The 12584-nt window shown below is 70.6% G+C and carries 10 protein-coding genes and 6 pseudogenes; 10 read left to right on the forward strand and 6 right to left on the reverse strand.

Annotated features, from left to right (window positions below; all coding sequences use genetic code 11):
* Nucleotides 1–618: 618 nt before the first annotated feature.
* Entirely contained in the window at nucleotides 619–1275 is a 657-nt protein-coding gene (locus tag DEP02_RS33960; RefSeq protein ID WP_198668405.1) for a hypothetical protein, read from the reverse strand.
* 56 nt (nucleotides 1276–1331) lie between these two features.
* On the opposite strand from DEP02_RS33960, the pseudogene DEP02_RS34620 reads away from it, so the two are divergent.
* Nucleotides 1332–1681: pseudogene (locus DEP02_RS34620) on the forward strand (metallophosphoesterase family protein); the annotation flags it as partial.
* 3 nt (nucleotides 1682–1684) lie between these two features.
* Here the strand turns inward: DEP02_RS34620 and DEP02_RS35975 are convergent.
* Nucleotides 1685–2065 carry a hypothetical protein gene (locus DEP02_RS35975; protein WP_198668406.1) on the reverse strand — a complete coding sequence of 127 codons (381 nt, stop codon included), beginning with the start codon at nucleotides 2063–2065 and terminating at the stop codon, nucleotides 1685–1687.
* A gap of 112 nt (nucleotides 2066–2177) precedes the next feature.
* Between DEP02_RS35975 and DEP02_RS35305 the strand changes: the two are divergent.
* The 5 genes and pseudogenes from DEP02_RS35305 to DEP02_RS34630 all read left to right on the forward strand — a co-directional run.
* Nucleotides 2178–2384 (forward strand): annotated as a pseudogene (locus DEP02_RS35305) (DnaB-like helicase C-terminal domain-containing protein); the annotation flags it as partial.
* Between the two features lie 167 nt (nucleotides 2385–2551).
* A pseudogene (locus DEP02_RS12370) lies at nucleotides 2552–3122 on the forward strand (transcriptional regulator).
* A 206-nt stretch (nucleotides 3123–3328) separates the two neighbouring features.
* A complete protein-coding gene (locus DEP02_RS35485; protein WP_332871955.1) occupies nucleotides 3329–3949 on the forward strand; it encodes a hypothetical protein in 621 nt (206 codons plus the stop codon).
* On the forward strand, nucleotides 3946–4212 hold the full coding sequence (locus tag DEP02_RS35490) for an integrase core domain-containing protein (protein WP_332871956.1): 267 nt from the start codon (nucleotides 3946–3948) through the stop codon (nucleotides 4210–4212). The genes DEP02_RS35485 and DEP02_RS35490 overlap by 4 nt, the downstream gene beginning before the upstream one ends.
* 30 nt (nucleotides 4213–4242) lie before the next feature.
* Nucleotides 4243–4683 (forward strand): annotated as a pseudogene (locus DEP02_RS34630) (IS630 family transposase); the annotation flags it as partial.
* Nucleotides 4684–5222: 539 nt separating this feature from the next.
* On the opposite strand, the gene DEP02_RS12390 reads toward DEP02_RS34630, so the two are convergent.
* Nucleotides 5223–5963, reverse strand: a complete 741-nt coding sequence (locus DEP02_RS12390) for a peptidoglycan recognition protein family protein (RefSeq protein ID WP_112467375.1) — start codon at nucleotides 5961–5963, stop codon at nucleotides 5223–5225.
* 269 nt (nucleotides 5964–6232) lie between these two features.
* Between DEP02_RS12390 and DEP02_RS12400 the strand changes: the two genes are divergently transcribed.
* Nucleotides 6233–6661 carry a hypothetical protein gene (locus tag DEP02_RS12400; RefSeq protein WP_198668401.1) on the forward strand — a complete coding sequence of 143 codons (429 nt, stop codon included), beginning with the start codon at nucleotides 6233–6235 and terminating at the stop codon, nucleotides 6659–6661.
* A 125-nt stretch (nucleotides 6662–6786) separates the two neighbouring features.
* Here DEP02_RS12400 and DEP02_RS12405 read toward each other — a convergent pair.
* A pseudogene (locus DEP02_RS12405) lies at nucleotides 6787–8319 on the reverse strand (ISL3 family transposase).
* Nucleotides 8320–8597: 278 nt separating this feature from the next.
* On the opposite strand from DEP02_RS12405, the gene DEP02_RS33415 reads away from it, so the two are divergent.
* Both DEP02_RS33415 and DEP02_RS12410 read left to right on the forward strand, forming a co-directional pair.
* A complete protein-coding gene (locus DEP02_RS33415; RefSeq protein WP_232839073.1) occupies nucleotides 8598–8963 on the forward strand; it encodes a DUF6308 family protein in 366 nt (121 codons plus the stop codon).
* Nucleotides 8964–9187: 224 nt separating this feature from the next.
* Nucleotides 9188–10768 (forward strand): ISL3 family transposase, encoded by a 1581-nt coding sequence (locus tag DEP02_RS12410; protein WP_198668402.1) that lies wholly within the window; start codon nucleotides 9188–9190, stop codon nucleotides 10766–10768.
* 79 nt (nucleotides 10769–10847) lie between these two features.
* On the opposite strand, the pseudogene DEP02_RS34635 reads toward DEP02_RS12410, so the two are convergent.
* Nucleotides 10848–11097 (reverse strand): annotated as a pseudogene (locus DEP02_RS34635) (hypothetical protein); the annotation flags it as partial.
* Between the two features lie 273 nt (nucleotides 11098–11370).
* Between DEP02_RS34635 and DEP02_RS33975 the strand changes: the two are divergent.
* The gene (locus DEP02_RS33975) at nucleotides 11371–11544 is read left to right on the forward strand and encodes a hypothetical protein (protein WP_198668403.1); all 174 of its coding nucleotides are present in this window, start codon (nucleotides 11371–11373) and stop codon (nucleotides 11542–11544) included.
* A 392-nt stretch (nucleotides 11545–11936) separates the two neighbouring features.
* Here the strand turns inward: DEP02_RS33975 and DEP02_RS12420 are convergent, their stop codons facing one another.
* The gene (locus tag DEP02_RS12420; protein WP_112467376.1) at nucleotides 11937–12500 is read right to left on the reverse strand and encodes a hypothetical protein; all 564 of its coding nucleotides are present in this window, start codon (nucleotides 12498–12500) and stop codon (nucleotides 11937–11939) included.
* Between the last annotated feature and the right edge of the window lie 84 nt (nucleotides 12501–12584).

Here is a 12584-nt window from a genome sequence, read left to right on the forward strand (position 1 = left end):
CGCTGTCCCATGGGCCGAACAGATCGGCGAACGCCTCTTGGAGCTGTCCCGCTCAGCGGTCGCCCCCTTCTTCACCCTCCTTGGTAGCCGTGTGGCAGAGGGCGCAGGCGATTCCGTCTCTGGCGATCTCCATGGCGGGAGGGTGCACACAGCGGCGGCTTACCGTCTCGGGCTGGCGGGGCGGCCCGCCTGGCGGGCGCCACGGTGAAGATCTGGTGATGGCCTCCCGCTCGGCGGGAAGCACCCCGGATCACGCTTTTTCGCAAGTCACGGGCGAGGTTCCATGGCCGGATGCTCAGCGAAAAGAAGATCGGCCCGAGAGGATGGCCGTACTACCGCCACGGCGTGATGGGCGGCGACGGCCAGCGCCCTGCGGGCACGCCGCTGCGCGCCGCCCAGGACGAAGCCGGTGTTCCGCCCGGGGTCTGGACGGGCCGGGGCTTGGCCGCGGTCGGCCTGGCGGCCGGGGACGTGGTGACCGAGCGGCAGGCCGAGTTGCTCCTGGGGGAGGGCCGGCACCCGGACGCCGACCGGATCGAGCGCGGGCGTCTGGACGAGGGCAAGAGCCCGCCCCAGCACGAACCCGCGCCAACTCGCAGATCATTTACGGGACAGCCTTCAATCATTCAGGGTCAACCGGGTCACATCGGGCATCTCCCAGATCGCCTCCTTGTCATCGGCCCTGGCCAGGCCGCTCTCCACAAGCAGCCGAAACCATCTGTCCCGGTACCGGCCGCGTCGGTCACGGTCCGTGACAATGCCCGGTCCGATCATGGCTGCGACAAGCTGGGGATAGGCTGGCCCGAGGACGAAGCGGTCGAAGAACGTGACGATGTCGTTCGCGAACACCAGGACGTCGATCGTTTCGTCCGGGTGCCTGTACAGGTGGATGTAGTCGTCGCTGTCGCAGTAGTAGACGTCCCCATCGTCCAGGTCCAGCCATATGCCGGAGCCGCACTCGATGTCCTCCGGGGCGCGGTGGCGCTCGCAGCCGATGGTCAGGGGACTGTCCAGCGGGCAGTCCGGAACGGTCGCCCGGACCGCCCACGCGGCCGGGCTCTGGATCTCGTCGGGCTGAAAGAAGCGGAAGTGGTTGGCGCCCAGCCGGGAGAAGAGGCCGAACACCTCGGTGACCCCCTGCGGCAGCTCCAAAACGGGCTCCGGGTTCCTCGTCTCCTCGATGACCACCCCGAAGCCGTGCTCGGCCTCCACCTGCCTGATCAGCCCGAGCTTGGAGCGGATCCGCTCCAGCCCTTCCCGGCGCCCCTCGTCCATCGGACCTCCCCCTGCTCTCGTCATCTCGGCGTGAGGAACAGGGCGGAGCGGGGAGCATACCGAGCCGGGCAGCCGTCCTGCCCGGCATCCACGCAGTGCTCCCCGCCCTGGAGACCGTGCCCGCCGAGCCGGATGTGTGCGCCGCCGACCGTATCGTGCTCACCGGTGACATCACGGCCGGCCCGCAACCGGCCCAGGCCCCCGATCTGCTGACCGATCCCGGTGACCGCGTCACCTGGATCCGCGGCAACGCCGACCGCGAACTCCTCGAACAACGCCGGGGCCCACGCGACACCGCCATTTCCGACCCCATCGCCCCCGGGCCGCCGGGCAACCGCGTGGGGATCACCTCGACCTGCCCGCCCGCCTGCCGGAGAAGCAGCGCCTGCGCATGCGCGGCCCTGGAACGTCATCGCGGCCGCCCGCCCTGGGCGCGCCCGCCGTGGGCAAGAGCGCGCCCGCCCCGGCCGACGCCGCCACCGGTCGCCGCACGCTCGTGCACTCCATGGAGGCGGGCGGGCCCGAGGTCCTCAACCGGGTGCCGGCCGCCCGCGCCCGCGGCGCACTGCACCACCTCATGGACGGCGGGCCCGCCGTCGAGGACGGCGACCGGACCCGCATGATCCGCGTCCTGCCCGAGCTGTCCGCGCTGCCGCCGTGGCTGGACCGCGCCGCCCACCTCGCCCCCGGCCGGGTGCGCCACTGCATCAAGGCCCTGACCCGGCAGGCCGGACACCCGCCGCGGGTGATCACCGACCACCTGCAGTTCATGGGCGCCGACCAGCGCCACGGCCGCCAGTCGCCCTGCGGGCGGGTCTGCGGGATCAGCCGCGAACCGAAGGCGACCGCCGAAGAGACCGGCGCGGCCAGCATCTGCTGCGACCAGCTCCAACCGGGGCAGCGAGCATCGCGAGGGCAAGCGGCCGGCGGTGTCGGATCTGCGGGACGTCGGGCAGATCGAGCAGGACGCCGGCGCGATCACCCTGCTGCACCGCAAGGACGCCTACGAGCCCGCCGGCGCACGCGCCGGCGGGCTCGACTTGGTGGTCACCGGCAAGAACCGCAACGGCGCGGCCCGCACGGGCACCGCCGCGCACCAGCGGCACGTCGCCCGCATCCGGGACATGGCCCGGCAGGACGACCAGATCCCCGCTGCGACGCCTGAACGCTCTCCAGGAAGCCGATCACCGACCCGGCGGCAAAATCCCACCGAGGGGGGTGATCGGCCCTCACAGCCCCGTACACAGATCCACCCGACCCGAGGAACCGGAAGACCGTGCCCGGGCGGAACAAACAGTTCGGCCCGTACGGCGCCCGCGGCGTCAGGGGCCACGAAGCCGTCGCCCGCCGGCTGGACGCCCTGGCCGGCTGCATCGCCACCCCCGTCACCGCCCGGCGCGGCCTGCGCGCCCGCCTGCACTGTCTCATCCGCACCGACCACGCTCGCCAAAGGGCGCGAGACCGGCCTGGCCGTCGCCGGCCGCACCCCGCGCGCCTGGCTGCAGGGCACCCGCTCGCCCTCGGGGAAGAACCCGGAGCGGACCGAGCAGGCGTACCGGACGGTGCGGCGGGAGAACGTCGCCCGCCACCTGCTCGCCCGCCTCGACCGCGAAGGCCGCGGCACCCGCGTGCAGACCCACCCCCTGAACCGGTCCCGGGTCGACCGGCTCCGCCGGCGCGTCATCGAGTACCGCACGCTCACCATCCGGCACTGGGACCGGATCGTGCGGGCCCGGGCGGCCGGCGGCGGCCAGGAGCTGGACGACGCCCGGACCGACCAGGTTGCCGCCCCGGGCTCGCAGTGGGGCCAGTACGAGTACGTCACCAGCACCGGCTTCACGGCTTGAACGTGTCTCGTGGTGCGCAGGCAAGGAGGGACAAAGAAGCGGGTGCGACCTGAGCCCAGGAAGCCTTGCTCCTCCAGGGTGTCCTTGCCGGAAACCTCATCCGTCCTGGTGGGAGCCGGTGTGTGGGGTGGCACGAGACGTCGCGCGCGGTCGTTCGGGCCGGTGCTCCCGCGCGGCTGCCGAGCCTCGTGGCATGATGGCCGACTGTGCTGCTGCGACTGGCCTGTCCGGGCGTGACCAACGTGTTCGCCGTGCTGTGTCTGCTCGCGCTGAGCGATCGGGACAAGGCCGCCGGGATGCTGGCCCCGTGCCTCCGGATCACGGTCCTGGAGCGGCAGCCTGGATGGGGTCATGTCCGCGTGATCGTGTCCCTGCTGTACAGGATGGTCCGGAGGCTGCTGTCCGTCCCGGCGGTGCTGCTGCGCCGTGACACCGCGAAGGACGCCGCACTGCTCGTGCTGCGGCACGAGAACGCCGTCCTGCGCCGTCAGGTCGCCGCCCCGGTCCGCTACGAGTCAGCCGACCGGTTCTGGTTCGCCGCCCTGTCCGTGCCGGTACCCCGGCGACGTCGGCGCGAGGCCTTCCCGGTCACCCCAGGCACCCTGCTCGCCTGGCACCGCGGGCTCGGCGCTGCCAAGTGGGATCACACCGCACGCCGACGCACCGGACGCCCGCCCGAGCGGCAGTCGAGACGCTCGTTCTGCGGCTGGCTCGGGACAGTCCGCGGTGGGGAACAGACGGACCCGAGGGGAGCTGGCCCGACTCGGGCATCGGACCGCCGCCCCGACGGTCTGGGAGATCCTCAACGCCGCGGGCTCCTTGGATGAACGCCCACTGCGAGAGAACCATCGGCAGCATCCGGCGCGAGATGCTCGACCACATCCTGATCGCGGGTGAGGCCCACACCCGCCACGTCCTGGCCGCCTGCCAACGGCACTGCAACGCCCACCGCCCTCACCAGGCCCGTCGCCAACTACCACCTGACGCCAAGGAACGGTCCGACGTCGCAGTGCACGCCCTCGACGTTTGCCGGGTGCGGCGGACCCGGATCCTCGGCGGCATGATCAGCGAATACCGCTACACCGCTTGACCAGCGACGACGACTTTTCGAGCGGCACACGTCAACCGCCGCCGAAAGGGCACCGCCAACACCCTGGCCGCGCTGAAGCCGATCCGCGCCGCCGGCCCCGCCGGCGCCCCGATCCACCTCGTCCTGGACAACCTCTCCGCCCGCACCGGAGCGGACATCCGCCGCTGGGCGGAGAAGGAACAAGGCCGAACTGCGCCTCACCCCGGCCTGCGCCTCCTGGGCCCACCCGATCGAGGCACACGTCGGCCCGCTGCGGCAGTTCACCCTGGCCAACTCGAACCACCGCAGCCACCCCGTGCAGGCCCGGGCCCTGCACCGCTGCTGCCTGCGCCGGCGCAACGCCGACACCCGCCCCCCGACGTGCTCGCCGCCCAGCGCAAGGAACGCGCCCGCATCCGCAGCGAGAAGGACATCCGCTGGGGCGGACGCCTCCTCGCAGCCCGGCCGACCCGGCGCCATGCGGCCACTTGATCTCGCCGTGACTGCTCAGCTGTTTGGGCCCACTGCCGCGCGGCCTGCCTGCTGCGACTCCACCGCCCTCCTCGGCACCAGGACGGCAGGGGTGCTGCGTGCTTCACGCCGCAGCGTGCGGCGTGAAGCAGAAGCCGCAGTCAGAGCGCGGATCGGGACCGCGCCCCCGTGGAACACAGCAGCAGTCGTGGAGAGGAGCCCGATCGTCATCGGGCACGCACCCTTTCTTCCCCCGTTCGGCCCGCCCGGCTCACAGCCCGGGGCGAGCGTTGACGCGTTTCCTCTCCCCCGTACGTGCGCCGTCAGATCCTCCTGCATTCAAACTCATCACTGTCCGGGAGCCACCTATGGCCACGGCCGCGTGCCGATTCCCGCTGTCCGCTGTGCTGCCCGTGCCGCAGCCCGGCCAACCCGGCGAACCCTCACGGTCGTGGTGGATGGCAGGGGGCCATGACCTGCAAAGACCTGCCTGCCCAGCCGCCGCCCGACTGGCCAGGGCATTGCATCGTCGCCGGCCGGGGTCGTTCAACGAAGTGCTGCTAGGCAAACGCGGCGCCCCAGGTAGCCGGCCCGACAATGCCGTCCACGCTCAGGCCCTTGCGCGACTGGAAGCTGCGGCAGGCGGAGTCGGAGCCCGGCCCGTACTGGCCGTCCACGGTGAGGGAGTAGCCGTGCGCGCTGTTCATCCGGTACTGCCAGGTCGCCACGCTGGCGTGCACGAAGGTCGGCGGCTGGCGGAAACTCACCCCGGGGTAAGGCAAGGGCCCGCCACCGGGGTTGACCTCGCCGCTGAGCACCCGGGAGTACAGGTTGCCCGGGCAGTCAGTCGCGTGGTGGTCGCGGTGGCCGGTGATGGCCTGCGCGGCGCCGCCCGACACCCGCAGGCGGTTGATCCCGTAGCGGATGGCGTCGATCAGTCCGGCCGTGATGGTGTCGTAGTTGCTGCTGGTGCCGCCGGTCAGCGCACAGACCGCGTACCAGTCGTCGTTGCCCTGCGTGGTGCCCTGGGCGGCGGTACGGACGTACTCGCCGCGGCCCTGGAAAAGGTAGCCGTGGATGCAGGCGAGGTGGCTGTAGGCGATGTCCGACCAGCTGTTGTGGTCCATGTGGAAGTTCTGGATGCCCCGCACCTGGCTGGCGCAGTCGGCGTGGTTGGCCCTGGCCACCTTCACGGCGTCGACATGATGGACGACCACGCCGCCCTGTTGCGGGGTGATGTTGCTGCTGATGCTCTTCGGCGCCCGGGCGCCCCACTGGGAGCGGGTGATGAACGTGGCCATCAGCTTCTCCCTCCTCGGCCCAGGGCACAACTGACGGTGGCGTTCAACGGCTCGGCGTGGGCACTGCGCGCTGCGCCGGTGCCGTAGACGGCGCCGGCGTGGCGGGGATGCGTGACGATGGGCAGCTCGCGGCTCCCCGCCGGGAGGGGGGTGGCGGCACGCACGGGTCCGGAACATATGACGGGCAGCGCGAGCGCACCGCCGACTGCCGCCAGCAGCGCGGCGCGACGAGATGGGCCGTGGGTCAACGGTCCTCCAGGTGGCGTGAAGTGGGTTCGATTGTCCAGAAATTGTCAGGGCCCCGTCAAGGCGTCGGGAAGGCTCAACCCACCTACAACAACAGGAAGTTGGATGGCACACCGCTCAAAAAAACACCGTCGCAAGCAGCAGCGGTAACGGTTCGCCGGCTGGAAGCCCGGATGATCGAGCCCCTGTCGTACAAGGTGACCCGGAAGTTGCTCCCCCTGCCGTCGTTGCCGCTTTGCGGGGATGCGGCCAAAGACGCTGAGCTTCTCGTCCTGCGCCACGAGAACGCGGTGCTGCGCCGGCAGCCGACCGGCCCGGTCCGCCACGAGCAAGTCGATCGACTCCGGTTCGCTGCCCTCCCCGGCCTGATACCTCGGTGTCGCCGGCGCGAGGTCTTCCCGGCCACTCCGGGCACCCTGCTCGGCCGGCACCCCGCCAATTCGTCGCCGTGAAGTGGGGCCACAGCGCGCGCAGGCGCACCGGTCGGCCGCCGACCGCCACGGCGCTCAAGAACCTCGTACGGGACGGTAAAACGTTCGGGTCTGGCCCGTACCCGGTGGTGACGTTACGTAATCGTCTATGGGAGGAGGATGCGGTGGCGGAGGAGGTCGAAGCCGGCGCGTCCGTGCATCTGCCTCATGATCCTCTTGGTGCGGGTGTTGACTCCTTCGGTGCGGCCGTTGTGGTAGGGCAGGGTGAGGCCGGCGTCCACGGCGGGCCGGTCGCTTTCGAGGCCGTTGGTGAGACTGCGCAGACGGGGCGGGTCGACGGCGCGGGCGGCCGTGATCCACTCGGTGAGTTTCACGTCGTTGCCCTCGGCCGGTTTCAGCAGGGCGGCGAAGCCGCGTACGAGATCGGCGAGTGCGGTTGTCTCTGGGCAGGCCGCGGCGATCTTCGCCAGCAGGGTCGTTTCCTTCGGGCGCAGATTCTCGGGGTCGGTGAGCAGGAGGCGGCTGGCGTGGCGTGGGGTGGTGACGGGGCGGTCGCCTTCTGCGCGGCCCTGGTTGAGGTAGCGGACCAGCAGGTTGGCGCTGCCGGTGTAACCCAGCTCTCGGATCTCTCGCAGCAGTTGGGTGACGGGGATGGCGGGGTCGGCCTGGCGCCGTTCGCGCAGGTGGTCGCGGTAGGGGTCGACGAGCGTGGGCCGGTAGGCGGGGGCGATGCGCAGGGCCTGGGGTTCGGGCATCCGGGCGTGGCGTTTGATGGTGTTGAGGGCCAGGCCCAGGCGGCGGGAGCAGTCGAGCAGGCCGACACCTTGGCCGAGGAGATCGTGGATCTTGTTCCAGCGTTCGCGGGTGGTCTGCTCGCGTACTCCGCCGGGGCGGGGCGGGTTGATGGTGGCCCAGCAGCCGGCGTGGGCACGGACCTCGAGTTGGACTTTTTCGCGGAGATCGCGCCAGAGATGTCATCGGTCGCTGACCTGTACCGCGTCGGGCAGTGCACGGCGGACGGCCTCGGCATAGGTGGCCGAGCCGTCGCGGCACACGACCTCGGCACCAGGGTGTTCGCGCAGCCAGGACTCCAGCGTCGCGGCCTCGCGGTCGGGCAGGACCGCGACGCGCCTGCCGGTCTGGGCATCCGTGATGATCGTGGCGTAGCGGTGGCGGCGGCGTAGGGCGAAATCATCCACGCCGATCACCCGCGGAACCGGCGACGCCGGTACCGGCAGGCGCCGCAGACGGCGTAGCGCGGTGCTGCGGGAGATGGGCAAAGCCGGCAGGCCGGCGAGTCGGGCGGCCGCCCGGCCGCACAACTCCCGCGCCGCCTCGGATATCTGCCCGGCAAAACGCACCGTGCAGCGCTGATGGCGCTCCAGCAGTCCCGGGATCTGCTCGCGGAAGGTCTGTCGCCGGCAGCCCAGGGCCGGACAGGCCAGCCGTCGTACGCGCAGGTGGACGACGACCGGGCGGCCATCGACGGGCACGTCCGCCACCGTCCGGCCGTGATACCTGTGCACCTTCGCCGTCGGCATCCCGCACACCGGACACGGCACTCCGTCCTCCCGGGTGCGGGCCGAGACCACCACCACGTCACCGCCGTCCGCCACGTCCTCCACGACCAACGCCGACAACCCCGAAAACACAGTCGCTATAAGCGAGTTCACATCCATCACGCGACCATGATCACGGACAGCTACCTGGCGTCACCACCGGCTACGGGCCAGACCCGCTTGTTTGACAGACCCCGTGACCGAATACTTCCCGCCACCAGAAGCCGTCCCGCTGTCGGCAACACCTCGGAGGACCCGGTGTCTCCTGACCCCCAGCAACTCATCAGCCGACTACGATCCCTCATCTCGAGCGATCAGGCAGTTGAAGATCTTCGGCGGTATTTCGGCTCGGCCAGCCGCCAGGCGTTGCGTTCTTCACAGGGAGACGGTTCGAACATCTGGCAGGCGGGGGAGACCGGCCGACAGCCGCCAACGTCGTGACTGCCGACGACCTCATCGCGGTGCAGACCCTGTCGGTCACCATCCCTGGAGAAGCTGCCCTGGACCTTTTGGAGGGCGACGTTGGCGGGCAACTGTCCGCACTATTGCACGAAATACCGAACGGCATGGACATGGCCGAAGCTGACGCTGATGACCTTGCCCCCGGGTCGCCGGCTGATGCGGCCTGGCGTCTTCTCACCGACCAGCCCGGAATTGGATGGGTCACCGTCGGCAAGCTCCTTGCTCGCAAGCGCCCACGGCTCCTGCCTGTATACGACCAGGTCGTGCGCTGTCTTCTTGGACGACCTATGCTCCATCCGTAGATCGTGATCTTGCTGGTGTGGTCGTGTGGTCGGGAGTGCTCCAGTTGGTTGTGGCCACGCTTCCGTGATGACTACGGCGTTCGACGTGGGGCGCTGACTGTCGGCGTACGGACTTTTCTGGCCCTGGCAAGATTTCCGTGAAGCTGGGGTGTGCCACCGTGCGCCGGTGACGCCCCGTCACGGGCAGCGGCACTGTCAACGAGTGTGATGACTTCGTACGGATCATGTCTCCGCACCTTGATGCGGTGCGGGTGGAACGAGTGTGGGTGGCGGGCAGCGTGGTCCGCATCGCGGCCCGCACCCGCGAGTTGACGGTGGCGTGTCCGGACTGCGGTCGCGGTTCTGCGCGGGTGCACAGTCGCTATTGCCGCACGCTGGCCGATGTCGCTGTCGGTGGGCGCCCGGTGCTGATCGGGCTGTCGGTGCGGCGGTTGTTCTGTGACAGCCCGGGCTGCGGTCGGCGGACGTTTGCCGAGCAGCTCGAGGGGCTGACGGCGCGCTACCAGCGCCGTAGCCCGCTGCTGCAGCACCTGGTGGAGATGGCCGGGGTGCTACTCGCCGGCCGTGGCGGCGCCCGCCTCCTGCAGATCCTGAAGGTGCCGCTGTCGCGGACAAGCGTGCTGTTCCACTTGATGCGCTTACCGCTTCCGCCAGCAGCGACCCCGCGGGTGCTGGGCGTGGACGACTTCGCGCTGTACGCGGACGTCTACGGAACCCTGCTGGTGGATGCCGACACCCGGTTGCCGATCGAGCTGTGGGCCGGGCGCGACGCCGGGCAGCTGGCCGCCTGGCTGCGGACGCACCCCGGTGTTGAGGTGGTCTGCCGGGACGGCTCGCTGGTCTACCGCCAAGGCATCACCGACGGCGCTCCGGACGCGGTGCAGGTCAGCGACCGCTTCCACCTGTGGCAGGGGCTGTCGAAGCGCATCGGGGATATCGCCGGCGCCCACCGCGGCTGCCTACCCGCCGCAGTACCCGAGCCCGAACCGGCACCTCCACCAGCGAACCCAGCGGGACCGTCCGACCAGGCCGACACCCCAGCCCGCCGCCACGCGAAGCGGCTGTTCGAGGCGGTGCACGCGGTGACCGACACCGGTCGCTCGCTCAACGCCGCAGCCCGCGAGCTGGGCTTGAACCGGCGCACCGTGCGCAAATACGCCCGAGCAGCCACCTGGCAGGAATGTGTACGAACCACCCGGCCCCGCCGGCCCACCAGTCTCGACCCGTACCTGGAGCACCTGCGGCAACGCTGGGAGGAAGGCGAGCACACCGCAACGGTGCTGCACCAGGAACTCGTCGCCAAGGGCTACCGCGGCCACTACCAGCGGATCAAGATGGCCGTCGCGCCGTTGCGTCGGGGCCTACCGATCAACACGCCGCGCGAGCGGCCGCCCTCGCCCCGGGAAGTCGCCCGATGGATCACCACCGCGCCATCCCGGCGCGGCCTGCACGCCGCCGAGGGACTGAGGCGGCTGCTCGAGCACTGCCCGGAACTGGACCGCACCCACGATCTGGTGCGTCAGTTCGCCGCCATGCTCGACGCCCGCGACGCCGCCCCGCTGCCGGACTGGCTCGAGCAACTCACGACCGCCCGCCTTCCGGCCCTGGCCAGCCTGGCCAAAGCCATCCGCGAGGACCAGCCCGCAGTCGTGCAGGGCATCACCACCCCGTTCAACTCCGGCGTCAACGAAGGCCGCATCACCGATCTGAAGCTCCAGAAGCGGATCATGGCCGGACGCGCGGGGGGCCCACTGCTCCGCCACCGCGTCATCCTCATGGCCCTGCTCCGACGCCGCTGCCCGTGACGGGGCGTCACCGGCGCACGGTGGCACATCCCAGCTTCACGGAAATCTTGCCAGGGCCACGTTCACGTGTACGCCGACAGAGGGTGGCCGGGAGCTGGACAGCCTCGGTGACATGGCGGTAGGCCCTCGTGGTTCCGACGCCGAACCCGGCCGCGAGCCGGGCATGGGGGGTGCCCCGGCCGGAGGCTGGGGGAGTGTTGCCCCACCCGCAGGTGGGCGAGTGTCGGCAGGGCCTGGCGGCCGGCGCTCAGGCGCCGCCAACGGGAGCCGATCGCACGGCGGTGCCGCCGCACCTGCTGCGTGAGGAAGCGGAGGGCAGAGCTGGACACGTCGACGCGATGGGGGTCTCCCCTGCTCTGGGGGCACCTCCCAGCGGTAGCCGGGGGAGAAGTCGAGAGCTTGGGGAAGGGTGAACAAGCACGTGAAGCCTCTGGTGGAGACGGTTCTCTTGGTCGAAAACCCATCTACCAGGGGCTTCACCCCGTTGTCAGCCCAACCTCCGAACTCCAGAGGCAGGTTGGAAAGGGATCAGTGTCTGCGCCCCGGCTTGTGGGGGTGATGTCGGGGCATACGGGCTTCACCCGTTCGAGAGGAGCCTGCTCATGCTGGGCATAGTGGCTGCGGCGCTGTTCTTCTTCGCGTTTTTGATCAACGCGGCGGACATCGGCACCAATGATGTGTTCTCTTCGACGAATGTGATGCTGCTGGGACTGACCGCCCTGGCGCTGCATGTGGCGGGGATCGGTGCCGGCCGGGCTTCCAGGAGCCGACGCTGACCCTGGGCCCTGCGCCCGCTGACCCGGCGGCGGGGTGCTCGGGGCAGCGTAAACATCCCGAGCCCCCTTCGTGGCCGGCCTTGCCCGCGGCAGCCGGTCCCCATGAGGCGCCCGCTTATTGATCTTGATCGCGGGCCTGCTGTCGCTCTGCTGCACCGAGTGGCGCGTTCGGCCCGCGGTTCGGGGAGGCCTCGCTCGGGGCCGAGTGGGATGGCGCGGGGGATACATGGGCCGAACGCGCCGTTGGTGTGCGCAGGCCAGGCGGTTCAGTCGGCGGTGCGGCGCGTAAGGCGAGTTCGGTGCTCGGGTGGCGGCAGGTGACCCGCCGGGCGGTCCCATCGGCCCTGCCGCCGGCAGACGGGGCGGGGGACGGAAAACGCCTCCCCCACGTTTCAGCGGTCGGCATCTGCGGGGCGCGTCTCGGCCTGGGTGGCGGTCGTGGGCTCCGGTGCGGCGGGGGCGGTGTAGAAGACCGAGGTGCCCTGATTGGTGCGCTGGGCTTGGCTCTTGGTCACGAGTCCTTCGAGCGTGACGCGGACGACCTTGGTCTTGATGCCGCGCTCGGGATGGGCCTGGCCGAGCGCGGCGGAGATTTCCGCGGCGGAGCGCGGTTGGCTCTGCTCGGCGAGGTGGTGGCGGATGAGGTCGACCAGGGTGGGCCGGGCCGTCTTCGCGGTGCCGGACGCCTTGGCCGCGGACTTCCTGGCGGCGGGCTTCCGTGCCGTCCGCTTGCCGGGCTCGGCGGCCGCTGCCCTCCGGGGAGAGGGCAGGGCGGCACTGTCGGGCCCGGCTGCGGGTTTGGCCGGCGCTGTGGTGATGCCGAGTGCCTGCTGCATGGTCACCAGCACGGGGTGGTCCTGCTGCAGGGCAGTCGACCGCTCCTGGGGAGCGGTGATCTCCGCCCCGATGCGCTCGAGGTCGCCGGTTACCTGGGGTATTGGGGTCTGTACGGTCAACGGCTCTGTCCCGTAATCGGTGGTGGCGTTGTGTGGTGATCACTGGAGGAGGATGCGGTGGCGGAGCAGGGGGAACCCGGCTCG

Source organism: Streptomyces triticisoli (assembly GCF_003270085.1).
GTDB lineage: Bacteria > Actinomycetota > Actinomycetes > Streptomycetales > Streptomycetaceae > Streptomyces > Streptomyces triticisoli.